A 20,686-nucleotide genomic window follows, 5' to 3' on the forward strand; every position below is an offset into this window, starting at 1 on the left:
GCTCCCGCTTCTCGATCAAAACCACCTGCATCGATTACTTGGACTTCTGCCCAGGCTTGCGGCCCATGGGTTTCGTAGGCTCTTTATCGACAGTCGTGGTGGTGGTTTTCCCACCTTTGCGACCGGCTTCAGACGCCTTCGTTCGATCATTGGCGAAGTTTCCAGAGTTCGAGTTTCTTGAGTTAGGCATGATTCTCTACCTCTTGATGATGATCTCGGCGAGCTGTAGCCCGCATAGAATCTGAATTTCCACGCTTCAAAAGGTTTAGAAAACCTGGAATCGTCACGACGAACGGTGGCGATATTTTCAGACGAGCCGCAGGTGATGCGCGCGCTTGGCGGTGTACATCGCTTCGTCGGCGTGCCTGAACAGCTGTGCTTCTTCGGTGCCATGCTCGGGGTATTGGGCGACGCCGATGCTGGGGTGGATGTGCAGGCTGTGCCCGTCCAGGCGCAGCGGTGCCGCCAGCACCTGGCGGATTTTCCCGGCCACACAGTCGGCATCGCCCGAAGCGTTGATGCTGTGCAGCAACACCACGAATTCGTCACCGCCTATGCGCGCCACCGTGTCGGTTTCCCGCACGCAGCCCTTGAGCCGATTGGCCACGGTTTGCAGCAACATGTCGCCGACCGCGTGGCCGTGGGTGTCATTGACTTGCTTGAAGCGGTCGAGATCGACGTACAACAGGGCCATGCGTCCGCATTCCTCTCGCGCCGATTCCAGGGCCGCCTTTAGACGATCACGCAGCAGTTCGCGGTTGGGTAGCTGGGTCAGTTGGTCGTACTGGGCCATACGCTGCAGGCGTGTGTGCAATTGCTTGCGCTCGATCGCGGTGGCGACTTGCGCGCAAACGTATTGCAGCAACTCCTTGTCCTGCTCGGTGTAGCGCTCGCCGCCCGGCACGCTCTTGACGATCAAGGCACCAATGGTGCCGTTTTGCGAGTTCAGCGGCACGCCCAGCCAGCAGGACGAAAGCTGCCCGGCCACCAGCCCCTCGAACGCCGGGGGCGTGTCGTTCCGGTCCGGCGTGAGCAAAATCGGCAGGCCACTGCGGATGACCTCCGCGCACAGGCGTGCGGTGATGGTGCCGGGCTGTTCGGGTTGCGGCTCGTGGTCGCCGACGTGATAGGGAAATTGCAGCTGCGCACACTGCTCGTCATACAGCGCCACGGAAAAATTCAGCGCCGGCAGCCATTCGCCGATGATCAGGTGGACACGCTTGAACAGCGCCAGCAAGTCTTCCGCCGCATGGGCCGCTTCGGAAATGGCATACAGCGCCGCTTGCCGGGATTCGGCCTGCTTGCGCTCGGTGATGTCGCGGGCCACGGCGATGCGCAGTTGATCGACCTCGGACCAACGCGCCGACCACAGGATATTGACCACCCGGCCATCCTTGCGCAGGTAGCGGTTCTCGAAATTCAGCTTGGGCTCGCCGCCCATGATTTCCCGCGCGGCGTCGAGGGTGCGCTGGCGATCGGCCGGGTGCACCAGGTCAATCATCGGCTGGCCGATCAGCTCTTCGGGGCTGAAGCCGAAAATGCGCTCGCACGCCGCGCTGACAAATACGAAGCGGCCTTGTTTGTCGACCGCGCAAACGGCGTCGAGCAACAGATCGATGTAGCTCGCCAACGGAGCGGAATTTTTGGAGGTCATGTTTCTGCTGGCAGCCTCAAGCCTTGTTCGTCACCAGCCCCGGCAGCGCATGCACCAGGGCGTTGATGGCGAAACCGATAAACATTACCCCGCACAACCGGGTGATAGCCAACTCATGGCGTTGATACAAGGTGCGTACCTGACGCGCCCCGACGATGCCGATGAGGATAGCGTAGGCCATCAGGCCACCGACGAAGCTCAACATGATCAGCCACGGCAACATCGACCAGGTCAGCAACTCCGCCCGGCTGGACAATAGCGCAGTGAAGGTGGCCACGGCCACCGGGTAAGCTTTCGGATTGGTCAGGCCGAACAGGATGCCGTGCCAGAACGGCTGCCGCGCCGGGCCCTGCGGCGCCTCGACACCCCTTTGACGCGCTCGCACCGCCCGCCAGCCGAGCCAGAACAGGTAGAGCCCGCTGAGCACGCCCAGCACATCGAACGCGGTGCTGCCGATTTCCCGCGCACCGACGATCGCCACCAGCGCCGTGCTGCACCAGACCACGTCGCCCAGCAAATGCCCGCAGAGGAACCCCGCCCCCGCCCGCCGCCCATGCGCCGCGCCAATGCCGAACACCGCCAATACACCGGGCCCTGGCGTGATGCCATAGATGAAGCCCGAGGCTAGAACGGCCATTAGCAGCGAGGGAGTCATGGGGAGTCCTTATGAGTTGTCTTGTTGAATGGGCGCCAGTCTATATCACCTGAGGTACGCTCGATTTGCCCATTCAACCAGTTCAAGGCCTGATCCCCACCCCGCCGCTTGTGCCACACCAGGACAAAGGTGAACGAGGGAATGTGAAACGGTGGCGCAACGACGATCAATGACGACTCATCGATGTCGCGCAACCCCCGAGAAGCGACGGTGAGGATCAGATCCGTTCCGCTGATGAACTGCGGGGCGACGCTCCAGTGCGGCAGGCTGATCGCGACTCGACGGCGTTCGCGCAAGGCGGTCAGGGCTCGTTCGATTTCCGGGGTACCGCTGCCACGCATTTCCAGCAGCACGTGCGGGCGCGCCAGGTAGCTCGGCAGGTCGAGGACTCCGTTGTCGGGCAGGCTGTGGCGGTCCACCAGGCAGGCGTAGTGCTCCTCGAACAGCGCCGTGCTGCGCAGCTCGTTGAGCATTTCCGGAAACACCCCGGCGGCGACATCAATCTCACCGTTGAGCACCCCTTCGAGCATGCCTTCACGACTGGCGTGGCTGATTTGCAGGTCGATGCCCGGCGCTTCGCGACGCAAGGTGCGGATCAGACTAGGCAGGACCATGGCAGCACCGTAATCGGACATCGCCAGGCGAAAAGTGCGTTTGGCCGTGGACGGGTCGAAGGCATTCGGTGCCAGCAGCAATTGCACCTGGGCCAGGGCTTCGGCCAGCGGCGCCATCAGTTCCAGCGCTCGCGGAGTGGGCACAAGACTGGCGCCAGCGCGTACCAGCAGCGGATCGCCGAGCAAATCACGCAACCGCGCCAGGGCATGGCTGACGGCAGGCTGGCTCAGGTGCAGACGTTCGGCCGCACGCGTCACGTGTTGCTCATTGAGCAAGGCGTCGAGAATCACCAGCAGGTTGAGGTCGATGCGGCGCAGATCATTCATTTGATGCATGTTCCGGATAACAAAACGGAATTTAAATCTGCGCGACGAATACCCTAGAGTCCAGCAAAACCTGTTGGAGCATGAATATGAGTACGTTGCATTGGGCGGGTCTGTTGCTGCTTGCCGCGTTCGCCGGTGCGGTGGTGCCGTTTCAGAGTGCGATCAACGTCAATCTCGGGCGAGGCCTGGGACATCCGTTGTGGGCGACCCTCGCTTCTTTGGTAGTGAGCATTTTGGTGTTGTTGCCGATCATGCTGGCGATGCGCTTGCCGTTGCCATCACTGGCGTTCATCGGCAAGGCGCCGATGTGGATGTGGGCTGGCGGGGCGTTTGGGGTGTGCTTTATATCGTTGGCGCTGGTTTTGTTGCCCAGGCTTGGCGCTTCGGGGTTCATGGCGTTGGCGTTGGCGGGGCAAGTGGTGGCATCGCTGTTGCTGGATCACTTTGGGTGGTTTGGGTTGGTGGAGCGGCAGGTGACATTGCCCAAGGTGTTGGGGGCGGTGTTGTTGATTGGCGGGGTGGTGTTGATTCAGTTTGGTGATTCAGCTGGAAAAGCGATTACAGCGACATCTTGAAGATCAAGAGATCGCAGCCTACGGCAGCTCCTGCAAGGATGCGTGGTCCTTGCGGGAACTGCCGTCGCCTGCGAATCGTTAAAACTTGTCGAGGGTGCGCAGCTTTTGCGGCAGTCCCCACATCAGCAACGCCACGGCGATCAGCGCGCAGACTCCAATGACATACAGCGCCGGAGTGGTGCTACCGGTCAGGTCCTTGATCCGTCCGACCATGACCGGGCTGACGATGCCACCAAACTGCCCCAGGGTGTTGATCACCGCGATCCCGCCCGCTGCACCCGCGCCGGCACCGGCCAGCAGTTTCGGCGGCAGGGTCCAGAAGCTCGGGATGGAGGCAATGATGCCGGCGCCGAGCAAGCCCAGGGCGACGATCAGGAAGGTCGTGTGGTTGGCGAAGATCCCGGCACAGAAGAAGCCGATCGCACCGACGGCGACCAGGCCGGCGACAAACTTGCGTCGCTCGCCAGAGGCATCGGACAAGCGCCCGATCACCACCATGCTGATGGCGCCGCAGATGTACGGGATGGCCGTCAGCAGACCGATCATCACCGGACTCTCGGTACCCGCGCTGCGGATCAGTTGCGGCGCCCAGAAGTTCAGGCCGTAGGACGCCACCTGAATCAGGAAGTAGATCAGGCCCAGGGTCAGGAAGCCCGGAATCCGCAGCGCGGCGAGCAACGAGCCGCCACTCTTGTGCGGTTCATGGTGGGCGATGCGACTGGCCAGCAGGGTTTTCTCCGACGGGGTCAGCCAGTGGGCGTCTTCGATGCGGTCCTTGAGCAAGGTCAGTACCAGCAGGCCGAGGCCGATGCACGGCACGCCGCCGAGCAGGAACAACCAGTGCCAGCCACGCATGTCCATGAAGCCGTCCAGGTGTTGCAGCACCAGGCCGGAGAACGGTGCGCCGACCAGGCCGGCGAAGGCCGACGACAGGAACAGCATCGAGGTGATGCGCCCGCGATAGTGCTGCGGGAACCACAGCGTCAGGTAATACAACACGCCCGGGGCAAAACCCGCCTCCATCGCGCCGATCACGAAACGCAGGGTGTAGAACTGCCATTCGCTGTTGACGAAGACCATGAGCGCGGTGGCCAGGCCCCAGGACATCATGATCCGGGCGATCCATCGCCGGGCGCCGACCTTGTACAGCATCATGTTGCTCGGCACTTCGAAAATCACATAACCGACCACGAACAACCCGGCGCCGAGGCCGTAGGCGGTGTCGCTCAGGCTCAGGTCGGTCTGCAGCTGAAACTTGGCGAAGCTGATGTTGATGCGGTCGAAAAACGCGAACAGGTAGCAGACCATGATCAGCGGCATCAAGCGCCAGGCGACTTTGCTGACCAGGGCTTTTTCTTCATCGTGGCTAACGGCCGGGCTCGCGCCGGCCTCCAATGCATTGAGGCTCATTGCGGTTCTCCAGGCGGACTGCCCTTGGGGTGTCCGATTGTTTTTGTTGTCTGGTTGGTGACCATGTTCTTCTGTAGGAGCCGGCTTGCTGGCGATGCGGTGGGTCAGTCGACATTGATTTTGACTGGATGGGCCTCATCGCTGGCAAGCCAGCTCCTACAGGTTCGCGGTGGTCAGGAGGGCACGGGATGCAAATCGCAATTGCGTCCGGCCTTGGCCAGTTGGCCCGGCACTTCGTGGCCGAGCAGCGCCGGTAGTCCTCGGGACAGCTTGAGCAACAGCGGTAAGTCGATGCCGGTGGCAATGCCGATTTCATCGCACAGGTTCACCAGGTCTTCAGTGCAAATGTTGCCCGAGGCGCCCGGTGCAAATGGGCAGCCGCCGAGGCCGCCGAGTGCCGCGTCGAAACGTCGGGCACCGGCCTCGTAAGCGGCCAGCACGTTGCACAGGCCCAGGCCGCGGGTGTTGTGGAAATGCAGGGTCAGGTCCGCTGGCGATACCCGCTGCAACACCCGTCGCACCAGGCGGTCGACCTGCCGCGGATTGGCCATGCCGGTGGTATCGGCCAGGGTGATGCCCTGGATGCCGAGCTCCTGATAGGCCTCGACGATCTGCAACACCCGGTCCTCATCGATCTTGCCTTCGAACGGGCAACCAAAGGTCGTGGCGATACTCGCGTTGAGGCGCACAGGCGTGCCCTGCGCAAACTGGACGATCTCGCCAAACGCCGCCAACGAGTCTTCGCAGCGCATGCGCATGTTCGCCAGGTTGTGGGTCTGGCTGGCGGACATCACCAGGTTCAATTCATCGGCACTACAGGCCAGTGCCCGTTGCGCGCCCTTGAGATTGGGGATCAACGCGACATAGATCACCCCCGCTTGGCGGGTGATGCCCTTGAACACCAGTTCTGCGTCACGCAATGCCGGAATGGCCTTGGGCGACACGAACGAACCGGCCTCGATACGGCTGAAACCGGCCAGCGACAGCTGATCGATCAGTGCGATCTTGTCGACGGTTTCCACCCAGGTCGGCTCGATCTGCAAACCGTCGCGCGGGGAGACTTCCTGGACGATCAGGCGCTCGGAATAATCAGTGATCATTGCACCACTCCTTCGACTTTCAGGCGTTCGATGTCCGCCACGGTGAGGCCCAATTGCGCAAGGATGCCGTCGGTGTGCTGGCCCAGTCCCGGACCGGACCAGTTGACGCCGCCTGGGGTCTCCGACAGTTTCGGCACGATGCCCGGCATCTTCACCGTGGCGCCACCCGGTAGCTCGGCACTGAGCAGCATGTCCCGCGCCTGATAATGCGGATCGGCAACGATGTCGGCCACCGAATAGATGCGTCCGGCCGGCACCTCGGCGGCTTCCAGCGCCGCCAGTACGTCGTTGATCGGCAGGCTGCTGGTCCAGTGGGTGATCGCCGCATCGAGCAGGTTGCTCTTGGCCGCACGCCCGTCGTTATGGGCGAATTCGGGGGCGTCGGCCAGATCCTGGCGGCCGATGGTGTGCATCAGTCGCTTGTAGATCGGGTCGCTGTTGCCGGCGATCACCACGTAGGCACCATCGGCCGTGAGGTAAGTGTTGGAGGGCGCGATGCCCGGCAAGGCACCGCCGCTGCGCTCACGTACATGGCCGAGCATGTCGTATTCCGGCACCAGGCTTTCCATGACGTTGAACACGCTTTCGGCCAGCGAAACATCGACGATTTGCCCACCGCCCTGCCCGGTCTTGACCCGCAGCAGCGACATCAGTGCGCCGATCACGGCGTGCAGCGAGGCGAGGGAATCTCCGAGGCTGACACCCACCCGCGCCGGTGGCGAACCGGGGGTGCCGGTGGTGTAGCGGATGCCGCCCATGGCTTCGCCTATGGCACCGAAACCCGGACGGTCACGGTACGGGCCAGTCTGGCCGTAACCGGAAATCCGCACCAGGGTCAGGTTGGGGTTGAGGGCATGCAGCACGTCCCAACCCAGGCCGAGTTTTTCCAGCGCGCCGGGACGCAGGTTTTCGATCAGCACGTCGGCACTGGTCGCCAGTTGCTTGACCAGCTCGATGCCTTCGGCGGACTTGAGGTTCAGCGCCAGGGACTTCTTGTTGCGCGATTGCAGGTACCACCACAGCGAGGTGCCCTCGTGCAGCTTGCGCCATTTGCGCAGGGGATCGCCCTGGCCCATGGCTTCGATCTTGATCACCTCGGCGCCGAACTCGGCGAGCATGCGCGCGGCGAACGGCGCGGCGATCAGCGTGCCGATCTCGATCACCTTGATTGCACTTAAGGGGGCAGTCATCGCGGGGTACCTCTTGTTCTTGGAATATGAGCCAAGGCTAGAGGACAGGGGGCCTGGGAATCCAACCTTCAGTTGGCAACGGGCGTTCGCGAAACGCGAATGCTTTGGGAGATTGTCGTGACCTCAGGGCCGCCTTCGCGAACAAGCCCGCACACATTTGGAATGCATTTCCCTGTGGGAGCGGGCTTGCTCGCGAAGACGCCGGCCCGGCCAATGAAAAACTCAGAGTTGCCCCCGCAAATGCTCAAACAACATCCGGCTCACCGGCGACAGCAATGCCTGATCACGCACCACCACGATCAAGGCACGATCCGACCACTCATCGGTCAAGGGAACGGCCGTCAGCCCCAGGGCCCGACCAAACAATTCATAGGCCCGCTGCGGGAGGACGCCAATCCCCATGTTGGCCTGGACCATGCGGCACATGGCGTCGAATCCTGGCACATGAATCCGCACCCGCAGCACCCTGCCGGCCTCACGCGCCGCCGCATGGGTGCGCATGTTGATTGAACTGGCGGCGTGCAACCCGACGTAATCGCTGTCCAGCGTATCGGCGAACGCCAGGCTCGACCGGCTTGCCAACGGATGATGCGGCGGCATCAGCACCACCAGCTTGTCCTGGCGATACAGCACGCTGTGCAGGCCCTTGATGTCGCTGTCGATGGAGCAGATTCCGAGATCCGCCACGCCATCCAGAACGCCCTGGATCACCCCGGCACTGGGCCGCTCCTCAAGGTCTGTCTTGACCTGCGGATGACGCTCGGAGAAATCGCGCAAGTCTTCCGGCAGGAACTGAATGATCGCCGACAGATTGGCAAGCATGCGCACATAGCCCCGCACACCGTGGCTGTGCTCTCCCAGTTCCAGGCCCATTTTCTCGACGTTGAACAACATCTGCCGTGCGTGGTGCAGCAAGGTTTCACCCGCTGGCGTCAGCGTCATGCCCTTGGCCTGGCGCACGAACAGGCTGATACCCAGCACTTGCTCCAGCTCCATCAAACGCTTGCTCGCCGCCGACACCGCAATCGCCTCGCGCGCGGCGGCACGGGTGAGCGTGCCCTCCTCGTGGACCGCGACAAACAGTTGCAGGGTGATCAGGTCGAGACGGCGGATCAGGCTTTTTTGCAGCATTGGACACTCGGCGATGGCGGCTCGGGTGAAAGTCGCAGCATAGCGCCCTTCGCCCCCGACGTGCCGTGGTTGAAGCGCCCGAGCATGATAAAGTCGCCGCCCATCAGACCTTTTTGCTTCGAGAAGACCACCGCAATGACCGATTTCCAGGATGTCGATGCCCAACTTGAAGACTGGAACGCCTTGCGCAACAGCGCTGCGTTCGACGGTCTGCTGGTGGGGAATGGGGCCAGCCGTGCGGTGTGGGACGACTTCGGCTACGACTCGCTGTTCGAAAACGCCCGCACCGTCGAAGAAAAACCCCTCAGCCCGTCCGAACTGAGCGTGTTCGAGGCACTGCAGACCCGCAGTTTCGAGCAGGTGCTCAGCGCTTTGAAAACCACCAGCCGGGTCAACAAGGCCCTGGCCGTCAGCTCCGCCGCACCGCGCAATCGCTACTACGCGATCAAGGAAGCGCTGATCAACACCGTGCACGCGGTGCACATTCCGTGGCGGTTGGTCGAGGCGTCGAGCCTGGCGACCATCAGTGAGGAACTGGGCCGCTATCGCACGGTGTTCACCACCAACTACGACTTGCTCAATTACTGGGCGATCCAGCAGCAACCCGAGGCGATCACCGACCTGTTCCAGGGTGCTGAACCGGCCTTCGACCTGAACGTTACCGCCACCGACAAGACCCGCCTGTTGTACCTGCACGGCGGCCTGCACCTGGTGCGCAATCAGGACGGCACGGCGCGCAAACTGATGTCGACCGAGGGCACGTTGCTGGGCAATTTCGCCATCAACAACACGATCAAGACCCTCGACGACGTTCCGTTGTTCATCAACGAAGGACCGAGCGCGGACAAGCTCAAGACCATCCGCAGTAGCGACTACCTGTCGTTCTGCTACGACCAGTTGCTCGGCCATGGCGACGGCTTGTGCATCTTCGGGCATGCGCTGGGCGAGCAAGACAGCCACATCGTGAACGCCTTGCGCCTGGCGAAACCGAAGGTGGTGGCGATCTCGATCTACCCGCGCAGCAAGGCTTTCATCCAGCATCAGAAACGGCATTACGCGAAGATGTTCGAGGGGACGGGGGTTCAATTGCGGTTTTTTGATTCGAAGACCCATGCGCTGGGCAGTCCTGAGCTGACCGTTCCGGTCGAGCTTTAAAATCATAAGAGCGCAGCCTGCGGCAGCTCCTACACCGATCACTTGCAGGAGCTGCCGCAGGCTGCGATCTTTTTACCTTTAAAGCACCGGCAGGGTTTTGTCCTTGATTACCTTGGTCGGCCCGTTGGCCTTCACACTGGCGATGCCTTTCTCCATGGCGGCATCGGAGGAATAGGACTCACTGCTGCCGATAATCTCGTGGTTACCGGCCCTGAGGTTGAAATAAGGATGGCCGTCCTTGGTGGTTTTCTTCTCATAGCGCTCGTCGAGCGGGCTGTTGGCCTGGATCGACGCGATGCCTTTGTCGGCCGCGGCGCGGGTGGTGTACAACTCGCTGGTCAGAATGGTTTCGGCATTCGCCGCCTTCAGCACAAACCTGAACTGACCGCTGCTGCTCTTGCTCACTTCATACCATCCGGACATGCTCTTTCTCCTTGGCGATTGGAAGTTTGCGCGCTTCAGAGTAAAGACCAGCCTGCTGTTTCTGTCGCCTGTGTGGGCCCTATCGCTAGCAGGCTAGCTCCCACATTGGACTGATGCACACAAATCCACTGTGGGAGCCAGCCTGCTGGCGATGGGGCCCGTAACTGAGCTGCAAACCTAATTGACTGAACGCTTCACCACAGACAACTCTGGAGCAGCTACCCGCCGCTGACTCAAATACCGCGTACAACTCACCCGCAAAAACGAAGCAAAATTCACCACCTCGCCGCGGTAGTCCATGACCTCTTCATACAGCTTGGCAATCAGCTGATTGGTGGTCATGCCATCGGTCTCGGCGATTTCACTGAGGATGTCCCAGAACTGATTCTCCAGCCGCAGGGTGGTGACCACCCCGCAGATGCGCAGCGAGCGGGAGCGCGATTCGTAGAGGATCGGATCGGCTTTGACGTACAACTCGCACATGGACGGTTCCCCCGTTACAACGTGATCCTGGTGCCCAGCAAACCGAGGAATCCGGCCAGCCAGCTCGGGTGGGCAGGCCAGGCCGGCGCCGTCGCCAGATTGCCTTGAACATGGCCATCCGTCACCGGGATATCGATGAACGTACCGCCCGCCAGGCGCACTTCGGGCGCGCAGGCCGGGTAGGCGCTGCATTCACGCCCCTCGAGAATTCCCGCGGCGGCGAGCAGTTGTGCGCCGTGGCACACGGCGGCGATTGGCTTGCCGGCCTTGTCGAAGTCGCGCACCAGTTCCAGGACTTTTTCGTTGAGCCGCAAGTACTCCGGCGCACGACCACCCGGTATCAGCACCGCGTCGTAATCCGCCGCCTTGACCTTGGCAAAATCAAAATTCAGGGCAAACAGGTGACCGGGTTTTTCGCTGTAGGTCTGGTCGCCTTCGAAGTCATGGATGGCCGTGCGCACGGTCTGGCCGGCGGTCTTGTCCGGGCAAACGGCATGCACCGTGTGACCGACCATCAGCAGGGCCTGGAACGGCACCATCACTTCATAGTCTTCGACGTAATCGCCGACCAGCATCAGAATTTTTTTCGCTGCCATGGGGAGGACTCCTCTGGGAAATGCGTAGGAGTATTCAAGGTAGTCCTTATCCGGCGGGTCGGGTAACAACCGGCTACTACGCCGATCACCTGTAGTTGCGAGCATTACTCGCAACTGTACTGATAACTCTCCACCTAGCTGTAACAGCGCGTTACCTTGGGTTTATGGCTAGATAACAGCACCTCTCACCCTCCACGATTCTGGTTGCCATCATGACCTCGCGCGAAAACACCGGCATGGCCCTGGGCCTGCTCGGCGTTGTGATCTTCAGTCTCACCCTGCCCTTCACACGTATCGTCGTGCAGGAACTGCATCCGCTGCTCAATGGCCTGGGCCGGGCACTGTTCGCGGCGATTCCCGCGGCTTTGCTGTTGCTGTGGCGGCGTGAGAAATGGCCAACCTGCAAGCAGGTCAAAGGCCTGACGCTGGTCATTGCCGGAGTGATCCTCGGGTTCCCGGTCTTGTCCGCCTGGGCCATGCAAACCTTGCCGGCGTCCCATGGTGCCCTGGTCAATGGCTTGCAGCCACTGTGCGTGGCGCTGTACGCCGCCTGGCTGTCCCACGAACGCCCGTCGAAAGCCTTCTGGGCCTGCGCCGCGCTGGGCAGTGCCCTGGTGCTCGGTTATGCGCTGATCAGCGGGGCCGGCAGCATTCAGGCCGGTGACTTGTTGATGCTTGGAGCGATTGCAGTCGGCGGCCTGGGCTACGCCGAGGGTGGCCGGTTGGCCAAGGAGATGGGCGGCTGGCAAGTCATCTGCTGGGCTCTGGTGCTGTCGACGCCGCTGTTGATCGGGCCGGTGCTGTACCTTGCGTTGCAACATCAGGGCGAGATTTCGGCCAAAACCTGGTGGGCCTTCGGCTACGTCTCGCTGTTTTCGCAATTCATCGGCTTCTTTGCCTGGTATGCCGGGCTGGCCATTGGGGGCATTGCCCGGGTCAGCCAGATCCAGTTGCTGCAGATTTTCTTCACCATCGGCTTTTCCGCGCTGTTCTTTGGCGAACAGGTCGAGCCGATTACCTGGCTGTTTGCCGGCGGGGTGATCGTGACCGTCGTGTTGGGCCGCAAGACGGCGGTAAAACCCGCACGCATTGCCACGGCGTAATACCTGTCAGAGGTAACCGTCAGCCCGCAACAGGGTTTCCAGGCAATGCTCGGTGATGTGGTAGAACGCCTTGAGTTCCTCGATCTTCGCCAGCAACTGGGCCGGATCACCCGGTTCGGCACGCTTGACCGCCAGGATCATCTTGTTCTTGTTGGTGTGGTCCAGCGAGATGAACTCGAACACCTTGGTCTCGTAGCCGCAAGCTTCAAGGAACAGCGCACGCAAGCTGTCGGTGACCATTTCCGCCTGCTGCCCAAGGTGCAGGCCGTATTGCAGCATCGGCTTGAGCAATGCCGGGCTCTGGATTTGCAGGCGAATCTGTTTGTGACAGCACGGCGAGCACATGATGATCGAGGCACCGGAACGAATGCCGGTATGGATCGCATAGTCCGTGGCGATGTCGCAGGCATGCAGCGCGATCATCACATCCAGCTCGCTCGGCGCCACGCTGCGCACATCACCGCACTTGAAGACCAGCCCGGAATGCTCAAGCTTGGCCGCGGCGGTATTGCACAGGGTGACCATGTCTTCACGCAACTCGACGCCGGTCACTTGTGCTTCGGCCTTCAAGGTATTGCGCAGGTAGTCATGGATCGCGAAAGTCAGGTAACCCTTGCCCGATCCGAAGTCCGCCACCCGCACCGGGCTGTCCAGCGCCAAGGGCGACGAGATCAGCGCATGGCTGAAGACCTCGATGAACTTGTTGATCTGCTTCCACTTGCGCGACATCGCCGGGATCAATTCATGCTGCTTGTTAGTGACGCCCAGGTCGGCGAGGAACGGCCGCTCCAGATCAAGAAAACGGTTTTTCTCGCGGTTGTGCCCGGCGGACGGCACTTCTCGCAATTGCTGAGGTTTGCTCTTGAACAGCGAGGGCTTGCCCTTTTTGCTGTATTCGAGCTGGGCTTCATCGGTCAATGCCAACAAATGCGCATTCTTGAACGACGCCGGCAACAAGCTGGCGATGACCGCCACACCTTCGGCCACTGGCAGGTTCTTGGTGATGTCACGGGTCTTGTAGCGATAGACGAAGGACAGGCAAGCCTGCGCCTTGACCGTCACCGGCTTGACGATGATCCGCTGCAGGTCCGCTTCATCGCCAGCGTACTTGGCCAACACCAGCTTGATGAAGGCGTTCTGGTCGAGGCTCGATTGCAGCAGGTCGATGAATTGGGCGTGATGGTCCGGCGCGAGGCTGGTGGGAGTGGCGGTGACGGACATGGAAAAACGGCCTCGGGCAGTGCGAATCGGAGAATGCCCGATATTTTAGGGGGGATGCGGGTTTTGGGCACGGGGTTATTTTCACAAGCCCGGTAATCCCCCCAGAGCTGCTTGTATTCGCCGATACGTCAGGGCTCCACCAGCCGAAGTTTGCGATTGATCGGGGAATTGATCACATACCTGACGATCAACCCCACCGGTACGGCCCACGTCAGGCCATTGGCGGGGTCAGTGATGACAGCGACAGTTTCGGAGCTTGCGCCCATGTCCAGGCGCCGTCGATCATTGCAGGACTTGAGCTCCCCGTAGGCGCGGCTGACCAGTCGCTCCGCCAGGTGCATCGGCACATCTATCCCTTGCAAGTGCTTCACGGCACGACAGAACAGCACCTGGTCATCGACAACTGCATCGCTTTCATGACGGGCCAGAAATGCCTGGGCAATGGCCAGCAATTGCTCGTTTAAATCCTCGTTTTCAACAGTTGCGGTCATGTTCATGACTCCAGCGCTGCCGGCGGCGTCGGTGCAGTCGGCTCAACCGGCCGGGCGGCGTGGCGCAAATCGGGTCCGGCGCAAGGCAAGCGCACGGCGGGGTTGGGCATTCCACTGGGTGAGAGTTCGTGAGTCATTTCGAACTCCGCCCGAACCGACCAACCGCAAGCCTCCGATGTGCATTGCAAGTAAGCCACCCGCAGAAAAATATGACGGCCTTCGCTGGTGCGAATTCGCATCCGGCTCAAGCAGTGCGGACAAACCATTTTGTAAGTACTCATACCTGGATCCCGCTGTTCATCGGGTGGTAATCAACATAATCAAACGCAATACTGCTTGGCGCGATGATCGTTGCGACCCGGCACAGCAAGTAACGCCCAGCAAAAATAAGAAAGTGCAAAGAACTAAGGCGCAATGGGTAAGAACCAAACATGTAGGAAATCACCCTGCTACCATTAGGAAGTTTCGACATCAAATTCATCTGACTCATAGTTGAAGATTGATTACTCATAATATAATAAATACTCATTGCGCATACATTAAGCACTCAAACAGCATGTGTCAAAAGGAAGAGGCTCAAATTGCGTAGCAAAAAATCTCAAGCTGTTTTAGCGCGTCTCAAGCAAATTACCGGCACGAAGAGCGATGCATCTTTGTCGTCGGCACTACAAGTCAGCCCACAGACCCTCAGTAGCTGGAAGGGTCGTGACAGCACGCCTTACTCATTATGCGTAGAAATCGCCCAGTCGCGCGGCATTTCACTCGATTGGTTGTTGCTGGGTGAAGGCCCGATCCTGCGCCACAGTGCTGCGGCCAATACCCTTGAAGACAATGAAGAAACAGCCACTCGGGAAAATACAATTCTCGCGATGTGGCGATTGCTCGGCGAAGAAGATCGCTGCGCGATACAAAATGCCCTGGAGGAAAAACGCCGCCTGCGTGAAATGGAACTCAAACTTTCAGAGATGGCGTCTATCCTGTCGACACTTCAACCGCCGAACGAATGACTTCATATGTAGCTTGCAGTCGGTTTACTTGACCCTGACAAGTTGATACCCATCAGCGTCGTCCTTTGAGGCGCTCAATGATTTCACCCAGGCCAGCGCCGTCGACCCACTGCATGACCTTGACGCTAATGGGAATAATGATCAGCGCGCAAAGAAATGCCGTTACCCCTGCGGTCAGAAAAGGCGCCAAGGGCAGCGCGACGGGGGTAAACAGATAGCCAACACCCGCCGACAGCAACCAGGAGCCGATCCGCTGCCAGGCCTTGAAATCAACGCGTGTAGTGATTACCAGCCACGCCCCCAACGATGCACCGAACAGCGCTTCGCCATCAATCGCAGGCAGTGTCGCGATCCCCAATCCCAGCAGCAGACCACTGATACTGTTGTAGGCCGAATCAGTCAGGTCCATGGGCATCTCGCTCCTCGACGCCGTCAATGTAAATGACGCCCGACTCAATCGCTTTGAGCAAAGCCGCATGCCGGGACCTGACAGCAAACTTGCGGCGAATATTGGAGAAGTGGAAATTGATCGTGGTGGGCGAGCAATCCTGGATCCTGGCGATTTCCCAGGAAGTCTTGCCTTTGTAGCACCAGATCAAGGCCTGTGTTTCTTTCACTGTCAGATGAACCGGCGGTTCGTTTTTCCCGCCGTGGGGGGCGGCACCGGCAAAATAGTCGAGCGGTAGATGCGTTGACATAATGACTCCCTCTACGTCAGAACGCCCGTCACAGGGCGTTCGCTATTGGAGGGAGATGTTGAAGACCCGGCAGGAGCCAGACAACCGGCCGCAGTTGTACCGGCAAGCGTTACAAAAGCGTTCGACGGCCAGCCTCAGCCGAGCACGACCAGGCGGTTTGGCAGCTCGTTGCGCACATGCGTCACCGGAACGTGCACCTTGAGCAACTCGCCGCACGCCTCGACGCAGGTGACAAAGCCCTGCAATGTCTGGCCCTGTCGCACCTGCCGAGTGAACTGCGCGACAATCGCGTCCCAATGGCTGTTGTCCAGCCGACTGGAGATACCCTCGTCCACCAGGATTTCCACATAGCGCTCGGCTTCAGAGACGAAAATCAGCATTCCGGTGCCGCCGATCGTATGGTGCAGGTTCTGTTCGAGGAATTGCCGGCGCGCCAGGTTCGAAGCGCGCCAGTGACGCACCGACCGCGGAATCAGGTGCGTGGTGATTTTCGGTATCCGCAATACCAGGCACAGCACGATGAAGGTGATCCATTGCACCAGCAGCAGGCTGTGCAAGGTCAGCCAGCCCGTCAGGTAATGCGCGATCCCCGGTAGCACCAGCGCCAGCAAACTGGCCCAGAGCAGCGGAATGTACACATAGTCATCGGCGCGCGCCGCGAGCACGGTGACCAGCTCCGCGTCGGTGTCGCGCTCGACCCGGGCAATCGCCTCGGCGACCTTGCGTTGTTCGTGTTCAGTCAGTAATGCCATGTCGTTGAATGCCTGCTCGCCAATGTATTTTTTTGTGCGTCATCACCAGCCGCCCGACGAACCGCCGCCACCGAAACTGCCCCCTCCGCCGCTGAACCCTCCGCCGCCACCGCCGCCGAAACCACCGCCACCAAAACCGCCACCGGAACCACCAGAGCCGCCACGACCGGCGGGAAGGATACCGAGCATTTGGCAAACAAATACTGTCAGGATGAACAACAACACCAGAAACACGAACAACCCCGGATGCCGCGAGACGAAATCATCACCCGGATCGCCATTGGACTCATAGACCGTCGAGGGCTCGTCCAGGGGATTGCCGCCCAGCACCACCAGCATCGCCGCCACCCCGTCGCTGATGCCCTTGCTGTAGTTGCCCGCCTTGAACGCCGGGGTGATGACCTGATTGATGATCACCGAGCTCTGGGCGTCGGTCAGGCGATCTTCCAGGCCGTAGCCGACTTCGATGCGCAGTTTGCGCTCATCACGGGCAACAATCAGCAGTGCGCCGTTGTTCTTGTCTTTCTGGCCGATGCCCCAGTAGCGGCCCAGTTGATAGCCGAAATCGGCGATATCGGTGCCCTGCAAGTCCGTAAGCGTGACCACCACCAACTGCTCGCCGGAGGCCTTTTCATGGGCCTGCAACTGCTGAACCAGTTGCTCGCGCACCGCTGGCTCGATCATCTGGGCGTTATCCACCACCCGCCCGGTCAATTCCGGAAATTTCAATTGGGCCTGGACCGCCAGGGCAAACAGCCACAGCAACAACACCAGGCCGATCTTCAACACTCGCATTGGTTACCTCGCACGCCTTTGCAGGAGCAGCCTGCGGTAGCGCCTACAGGGTATCTACCCGTCATCAGGATTCAGAATTTGACCTCGGGTGGCTTCTCCGACCCCGGCGTGGCCTCGAAGGTCGCGCGTTCCGGCAGGTTGCTGTACATCACGCTGTGCCACAGGCGACCGGGGAACGTGCGGATCTCGGTGTTGTATTTCTGCACCGCCAGGATGAAGTCGCGGCGGGCCACGCTGATCCGGTTCTCGGTGCCTTCAAGCTGCGATTGCAGGGCCAGGAAGTTCTGATTGGCCTTGAGGTCCGGATAGCGCTCGGACACCACCATCAGGCGGCTCAAGGCACCACTGAGCTGATCCTGGGCCTGTTGGTACTGCTTGAGCTTTTCCGGGTTGTCGAGGGTAGAGGCGTCGACCTGGATCGAGGTGGCCTTGGCCCTGGCTTCGATCACGGCCGTCAGGGTGTCCTTTTCGTGCGCGGCATAGCCCTTGACGGTTTCCACCAGGTTGGGAATCAGGTCGGCACGACGCTGATACTGGTTCTGCACCTGGCCCCAGGCAGCCTTGGCCTGCTCATCGAGGGTCGGGATGTTGTTGATGCCGCAGGCGGTCAGCAACGTGGCCAGCATGAGCAATGTGGCGACTTGCAGGCTCGACCGATAAGACTGTCGTACATTCATCAGAGTGATGCTCCCTTCACATTTCATGGAAAAAACAACCGGCGACCCTCTCGGCCGGCTCTTCGGGCATAATCGGCGCGGCACTGGATTGCGTCGGGACAAATGGGCTAAAAGATGCCCAGCAGAAACACCGCATCCGCTGTTCGACTGCCGTTTTCGGCCGTCGCTTTTTGAGTCAGCACCCGAACAACAATAGTCGCTCCCTAAATTTTGGCTGGCCGGCGTGTACATCGCCGCTTGGGCCCTTGAGAAAACTATTCATGAAGAAGCTGTGTTTGCTGGGCCTGTTCGTCAGCCTGGCCAGTCATAACGTACTGGCCGCCACGACGCCCGCACCCCTGGAGAACAAGGACGCCTTCGTCAGCAACCTGATGAAGCAAATGACCCTCGATGAAAAAATCGGCCAGTTGCGCCTGATCAGCATCGGCCCGGAAATGCCCCGGGAGCTGATCCGCAAGGAAATCGCAGCCGGCAACATCGGCGGTACGTTCAACTCGATCACCCGCCCGGAAAACCGTCCGATGCAGGACGCGGCCATGCGCAGCCGCCTGAAGATCCCGATGTTCTTCGCCTACGACGTGATCCACGGCCACCGCACCATTTTCCCGATCCCACTGGCCCTCGCGTCGAGCTGGGACATGGATGCCATTGGCCTGTCCGGGCGCATCGCCGCCAAGGAAGCCGCGGCTGACAGCCTCGACCTCACCTTCGCGCCCATGGTCGACATCTCCCGCGACCCACGCTGGGGCCGAACCTCCGAAGGCTTTGGCGAAGACACCTACCTGGTGTCGCGCATTGCCGGCGTGATGGTCAAGGCGTTCCAGGGTAGTGGCGCCAACGCCGCCGACAGCATCATGGCCAGCGTCAAGCACTTCGCCCTGTATGGCGCGGTCGAGGGTGGTCGCGACTACAACGTGGTCGACATGAGTCCGGTCAAGATGTACCAGGACTACCTGCCGCCCTACCGCGCTGCGATTGACGCCGGCGCTGGAGGGGTGATGGTCGCGTTGAACTCGATCAACGGCGTGCCGGCCACCGCCAACACCTGGCTGATGAATGACCTGCTGCGCAAGGAATGGGGCTTCAAGGGCCTGGCGGTCAGCGACCACGGAGCGATTTTCGAGCTGATCAAGCACGGCGTCGCTCGCGACGGCCGTGACGCCGCGAAGCTGGCGATCAAGGCCGGCATCCACATGAGCATGAACGACACCCTGTACGGCAAGGAGCTGCCGGGGCTGCTCAAGGCCGGCGAGATCCAGCAGAGTGACATCGACAATGCCGTGCGTGCAGTGCTGGACGCCAAGTACGACATGGGCCTGTTCAAGGACCCGTACCTGCGCATCGGCAAGGCCGAGGATGACCCGGTCGACACCTACGCCGACAGCCGTCTGCACCGTGCGCAGGCCCGTGATGTGGCGCGTCGCAGCCAGGTGTTGCTGAAGAACAGCAACGAAACCCTGCCGCTGAAGAAGACCGCGAAAATTGCCCTGGTCGGCCCGCTGGCCAAGGCACCGATCGACATGATGGGCAGCTGGGCGGCTGCCGGTAAACCGGCGCAATCGGTGACTCTGTTCGACGGCATGACCAACGCCCTGGGCGCACAATCGACGCTGATCTACGCCCGTGGCGCCAACATCACCAGCGACCCGAAGATCCTCGGTTATCTGAACTTCCTCAACTTCGACGCCCTGGAAGTAGTGGATGACCCGCGTGCGGCGAACGTGTTGATCGACGAAGCGGTGAAAGCGGCCAAGGATGCCGACGTGGTGGTTGCCGCCGTGGGCGAGTCCCGCGGCATGTCCCACGAATCTTCCAGCCGTACAGACCTGAACATCCCGGAAAACCAGCGCGCGCTGATCCGCGCCCTGAAGGCCACCGGCAAACCGTTGGTGCTGGTGCTGATGAACGGCCGCCCGCTGTCGATTCTCGAAGAGAACGAACAAGCCGATGCCATCCTGGAAACCTGGTTCAGCGGCACCGAAGGCGGCAACGCCATCGCCGACGTGCTGTTCGGCGACTACAACCCGTCGGGCAAACTGCCGATCACCATCCCGCGCTCGGTGGGTCAGATTCCGACCTACTACAACCACCTGACCATCGGCCGGCCGTTCACGCCGGGTAAACCGGGCAACTACACCTCGCAATACTTCGATGACACCACCGGCCCCCTGTTTCCATTCGGCTATGGCCTGAGCTATACCGATTTCAGCCTGAGCGACATGGCGCTGTCGTCGACCACGCTGAACAAGACCGGCCAGCTCGACGCCAGCATCACGGTAAAAAACACCGGCAAGCGCGACGGCGAAACCGTGGTGCAGCTGTACATCCAGGACGAGACCGGCTCGATGATCCGCCCGATCAAGGAGCTGAAAAACTTCCAGAAGATCATGCTCAAGGCTGGCGAACAGAAAGTCGTGCACTTCACCATCACCGAAGACGACCTGAAGTTCTACAACACCCAGCTCAAGTACGCGGCGGAGCCAGGCAAGTTCAACGTGCAGATCGGCCTGGATTCCCAGGATGTGACGCAGCAGAGCTTCGAACTGCTGTAACCCCCAAAACGCCGCGATCCCCTGTAGGAGCTGGCTTGCCAGCGAAGAGGCCATAACATTCAACATCTTCGTTGGAT

Annotated in this window: 24 protein-coding genes; 5 read left to right on the plus strand and 19 right to left on the minus strand. The window is 60.7% G+C overall.

Annotation, left to right across the window (positions count from 1 at the left end; genetic code table 11):
- Positions 1 to 34: 34 nt before the first annotated feature.
- From ACYP2Q_RS24275 to ACYP2Q_RS24290, 4 genes are all read right to left on the minus strand, one after another.
- Positions 35 to 190, minus strand: a complete 156-nt coding sequence (locus ACYP2Q_RS24275) for a KGG domain-containing protein (RefSeq protein WP_077184220.1) — start codon at positions 188 to 190, stop codon at positions 35 to 37.
- 117 nt (positions 191 to 307) lie between these two features.
- Positions 308 to 1,654 (minus strand): sensor domain-containing protein, encoded by a 1,347-nt coding sequence (locus tag ACYP2Q_RS24280; RefSeq protein ID WP_459732798.1) that lies wholly within the window; start codon positions 1,652 to 1,654, stop codon positions 308 to 310.
- A gap of 16 nt (positions 1,655 to 1,670) precedes the next feature.
- Entirely contained in the window at positions 1,671 to 2,309 is a 639-nt protein-coding gene (locus ACYP2Q_RS24285) for a LysE family translocator (protein ID WP_459732799.1), read from the minus strand.
- On the minus strand, positions 2,306 to 3,259 hold the full coding sequence (locus tag ACYP2Q_RS24290; RefSeq protein WP_459732800.1) for a LysR substrate-binding domain-containing protein: 954 nt from the start codon (positions 3,257 to 3,259) through the stop codon (positions 2,306 to 2,308). The genes ACYP2Q_RS24285 and ACYP2Q_RS24290 overlap by 4 nt, the downstream gene beginning before the upstream one ends.
- A 77-nt stretch (positions 3,260 to 3,336) precedes the next feature.
- Between ACYP2Q_RS24290 and ACYP2Q_RS24295 the strand changes: the two genes are divergently transcribed.
- Complete coding sequence (locus tag ACYP2Q_RS24295; protein WP_459732801.1) at positions 3,337 to 3,825, plus strand: DMT family transporter; 489 nt, start codon at positions 3,337 to 3,339, stop codon at positions 3,823 to 3,825.
- 78 nt (positions 3,826 to 3,903) lie between these two features.
- Here the strand turns inward: ACYP2Q_RS24295 and ACYP2Q_RS24300 are convergent, their stop codons facing one another.
- The 4 genes from ACYP2Q_RS24300 to ACYP2Q_RS24315 all read right to left on the minus strand — a co-directional run bounded on the left by ACYP2Q_RS24300 (position 3,904) and on the right by ACYP2Q_RS24315 (position 8,656).
- Positions 3,904 to 5,235, minus strand: coding sequence for an MFS transporter (locus ACYP2Q_RS24300; protein WP_416127962.1), 1,332 nt, complete (start codon positions 5,233 to 5,235; stop codon positions 3,904 to 3,906).
- A gap of 173 nt (positions 5,236 to 5,408) precedes the next feature.
- The gene (locus ACYP2Q_RS24305; protein ID WP_459732802.1) at positions 5,409 to 6,335 is read right to left on the minus strand and encodes a hydroxymethylglutaryl-CoA lyase; all 927 of its coding nucleotides are present in this window, start codon (positions 6,333 to 6,335) and stop codon (positions 5,409 to 5,411) included.
- Positions 6,332 to 7,525, minus strand: a complete 1,194-nt coding sequence (locus tag ACYP2Q_RS24310; protein WP_459732803.1) for a CaiB/BaiF CoA transferase family protein — start codon at positions 7,523 to 7,525, stop codon at positions 6,332 to 6,334. Before ACYP2Q_RS24310 ends, ACYP2Q_RS24305 begins: the two co-directional genes overlap by 4 nt.
- A 222-nt stretch (positions 7,526 to 7,747) precedes the next feature.
- On the minus strand, positions 7,748 to 8,656 hold the full coding sequence (locus ACYP2Q_RS24315) for a LysR family transcriptional regulator (protein WP_459732804.1): 909 nt from the start codon (positions 8,654 to 8,656) through the stop codon (positions 7,748 to 7,750).
- A 135-nt stretch (positions 8,657 to 8,791) separates the two neighbouring features.
- On the opposite strand from ACYP2Q_RS24315, the gene ACYP2Q_RS24320 reads away from it, so the two are divergent.
- Complete coding sequence (locus ACYP2Q_RS24320) at positions 8,792 to 9,811, plus strand: DUF4917 family protein (RefSeq protein ID WP_459732805.1); 1,020 nt, start codon at positions 8,792 to 8,794, stop codon at positions 9,809 to 9,811.
- Positions 9,812 to 9,889: 78 nt separating this feature from the next.
- Here the strand turns inward: ACYP2Q_RS24320 and ACYP2Q_RS24325 are convergent, their stop codons facing one another.
- The 3 genes from ACYP2Q_RS24325 to ACYP2Q_RS24335 form a co-directional block, all read right to left on the minus strand.
- On the minus strand, positions 9,890 to 10,234 hold the full coding sequence (locus tag ACYP2Q_RS24325) for a YegP family protein (protein ID WP_459732806.1): 345 nt from the start codon (positions 10,232 to 10,234) through the stop codon (positions 9,890 to 9,892).
- Positions 10,235 to 10,411: 177 nt separating this feature from the next.
- A complete protein-coding gene (locus ACYP2Q_RS24330) occupies positions 10,412 to 10,717 on the minus strand; it encodes a ribbon-helix-helix domain-containing protein (RefSeq protein ID WP_274073475.1) in 306 nt (101 codons plus the stop codon).
- A gap of 14 nt (positions 10,718 to 10,731) precedes the next feature.
- A complete protein-coding gene (locus tag ACYP2Q_RS24335; protein WP_459732807.1) occupies positions 10,732 to 11,313 on the minus strand; it encodes a DJ-1/PfpI family protein in 582 nt (193 codons plus the stop codon).
- Between the two features lie 212 nt (positions 11,314 to 11,525).
- Here ACYP2Q_RS24335 and ACYP2Q_RS24340 point away from each other — a divergent pair, with 212 nt between their 5' ends.
- Positions 11,526 to 12,416: a DMT family transporter gene (locus ACYP2Q_RS24340; RefSeq protein WP_459732808.1), complete on the plus strand. Its 891-nt coding sequence runs from the start codon at positions 11,526 to 11,528 to the stop codon at positions 12,414 to 12,416.
- Positions 12,417 to 12,422: 6 nt separating this feature from the next.
- Here ACYP2Q_RS24340 and ACYP2Q_RS24345 read toward each other — a convergent pair whose 3' ends face one another.
- The 3 genes from ACYP2Q_RS24345 to ACYP2Q_RS24355 form a co-directional block, all read right to left on the minus strand.
- Positions 12,423 to 13,637: a class I SAM-dependent methyltransferase gene (locus ACYP2Q_RS24345; protein ID WP_459732809.1), complete on the minus strand. Its 1,215-nt coding sequence runs from the start codon at positions 13,635 to 13,637 to the stop codon at positions 12,423 to 12,425.
- Between the two features lie 128 nt (positions 13,638 to 13,765).
- Entirely contained in the window at positions 13,766 to 14,128 is a 363-nt protein-coding gene (locus ACYP2Q_RS24350; protein ID WP_459732810.1) for a hypothetical protein, read from the minus strand.
- Between the two features lie 2 nt (positions 14,129 to 14,130).
- Positions 14,131 to 14,409, minus strand: a complete 279-nt coding sequence (locus ACYP2Q_RS24355) for an Ogr/Delta-like zinc finger protein (protein WP_459732811.1) — start codon at positions 14,407 to 14,409, stop codon at positions 14,131 to 14,133.
- A 300-nt stretch (positions 14,410 to 14,709) separates the two neighbouring features.
- On the opposite strand from ACYP2Q_RS24355, the gene ACYP2Q_RS24360 reads away from it, so the two are divergent.
- Entirely contained in the window at positions 14,710 to 15,135 is a 426-nt protein-coding gene (locus tag ACYP2Q_RS24360; protein ID WP_459732812.1) for a helix-turn-helix domain-containing protein, read from the plus strand.
- Positions 15,136 to 15,187: 52 nt separating this feature from the next.
- Here the strand turns inward: ACYP2Q_RS24360 and ACYP2Q_RS24365 are convergent, their stop codons facing one another.
- The 5 genes from ACYP2Q_RS24365 to ACYP2Q_RS24385 all read right to left on the minus strand — a co-directional run bounded on the left by ACYP2Q_RS24365 (position 15,188) and on the right by ACYP2Q_RS24385 (position 18,057).
- Positions 15,188 to 15,544 (minus strand): putative holin, encoded by a 357-nt coding sequence (locus tag ACYP2Q_RS24365; RefSeq protein ID WP_459732813.1) that lies wholly within the window; start codon positions 15,542 to 15,544, stop codon positions 15,188 to 15,190.
- Entirely contained in the window at positions 15,531 to 15,833 is a 303-nt protein-coding gene (locus ACYP2Q_RS24370) for a helix-turn-helix domain-containing protein (RefSeq protein WP_459732814.1), read from the minus strand. The genes ACYP2Q_RS24365 and ACYP2Q_RS24370 overlap by 14 nt, the downstream gene beginning before the upstream one ends.
- Positions 15,834 to 15,967: 134 nt before the next feature.
- On the minus strand, positions 15,968 to 16,585 hold the full coding sequence (locus ACYP2Q_RS24375; RefSeq protein ID WP_459732815.1) for a TPM domain-containing protein: 618 nt from the start codon (positions 16,583 to 16,585) through the stop codon (positions 15,968 to 15,970).
- 42 nt (positions 16,586 to 16,627) lie between these two features.
- Positions 16,628 to 17,380 carry a TPM domain-containing protein gene (locus ACYP2Q_RS24380; RefSeq protein ID WP_459732816.1) on the minus strand — a complete coding sequence of 251 codons (753 nt, stop codon included), beginning with the start codon at positions 17,378 to 17,380 and terminating at the stop codon, positions 16,628 to 16,630.
- Positions 17,381 to 17,451: 71 nt separating this feature from the next.
- Entirely contained in the window at positions 17,452 to 18,057 is a 606-nt protein-coding gene (locus ACYP2Q_RS24385) for a LemA family protein (protein WP_459732817.1), read from the minus strand.
- Between the two features lie 260 nt (positions 18,058 to 18,317).
- Between ACYP2Q_RS24385 and bglX the strand changes: the two genes are divergently transcribed.
- On the plus strand, positions 18,318 to 20,609 hold the full coding sequence (gene bglX / locus ACYP2Q_RS24390) for a beta-glucosidase BglX (RefSeq protein ID WP_459732818.1): 2,292 nt from the start codon (positions 18,318 to 18,320) through the stop codon (positions 20,607 to 20,609).
- The last annotated feature ends 77 nt before the right edge of the window (positions 20,610 to 20,686 follow it).

The organism is Pseudomonas sp. MHK4 (genome assembly GCF_054600775.1).